Source organism: Mesorhizobium sp. P3_A9 (genome assembly GCF_056402975.1).
The window spans coordinates 1-1,025 of the sequence record NZ_JBFUGJ010000729.1 but is presented as its reverse complement, the minus strand read 5'-3'; the positions used below and the strand labels follow the sequence as shown (position 1 = coordinate 1,025).

Here is a 1,025-nt window from a genome sequence, read left to right as displayed (position 1 = left end):
ATGCACGGTTGCCGACTCATGCCCCTCCGCCTTGAGGCGGTTGTAGAGGTCCTTGACTTCCTGCGCCTTGTCCTTGTGGGCAATAAGAAGCGCATCCGGCGTGTCGACGATCAACAGATCCGAAACGCCGACAAGACCGACAAGCCGGTCTTCGCTGTGCACGTAACAGTTGGTCACGCCATGGAGTATTGTCTCGCCGATCGTGCGGTTGCCGTTGTCGTCGGCGGGAACAAGCTTCGACAAAACGGTCCAGGAGCCGATGTCGGACCAATCGAAACTGCAGGGCACGAAACCCACGTTCTTTGCTTTCTCCATGACCGCATAGTCGATGGAAACAGCAGGAACAGCCGCGAAACCATCCTTGTCTATCTCAACAGTGGTGCGGTCCGCGGCCTCGCTTGTCCTGGCCGCCTCAAGCGCCGTGCGCGCATTGGACAACACATCCGGACACAGTTCCTGCATCGCGGCGATCATGGAGCGGGCCGCAAAACAGAACATGCCCGAATTCCAGAAGAACCGACCGCTGGCGATGAATTGGGCCGCTCGTTCCGCATTCGGCTTTTCCACGAACCGAAGGACCGTATCTCCCTCGGCCTCGATATAGCCAAACCCCGTTTCAGGGCTTTCTGCCTTCATGCCAAACGTGACGATCCGTCCCGTGGCCGCGATCGCCGCCGCCTTCGCCACGGCCGCGCCAAAGCCTGCTTCGTCCATGATCAGGTGATCCGCAGGCAGCACAACCAGAACCGCGTCTGGATTGTCGCGGGCGACCTGCAACGCAGCGAGCGCGACCGCGGCTGCCGTGTCACGGCCGAAAGGCTCCAGCAGGAACGTGTTCCTTACACCTGGCGCCGCCACCTCCGCATACTCGTCCGCCGTCAGGAACAGCAGATCGCGATTGGTGACCGTCACAATTTGATCAACGCCTGCAAGTCCGGCTGCGCGGGCGTAGGTCCTGCGAATGAGGGTCCCGCCTCCCGGCAAGGGGATGAACGGCTTGGGGTGCAAGGCACGCGAAATAGGCC

General features: G+C 61.1%; 1 protein-coding gene. It reads right to left on the bottom strand.

The genetic code is table 11. The features are described 5' to 3' along the window. Positions 1-1,025 (bottom strand): mannose-1-phosphate guanylyltransferase (locus tag AC1DX0_RS36350; RefSeq protein WP_477359393.1); only part of this gene is annotated, 1,025 nt, incomplete at both ends.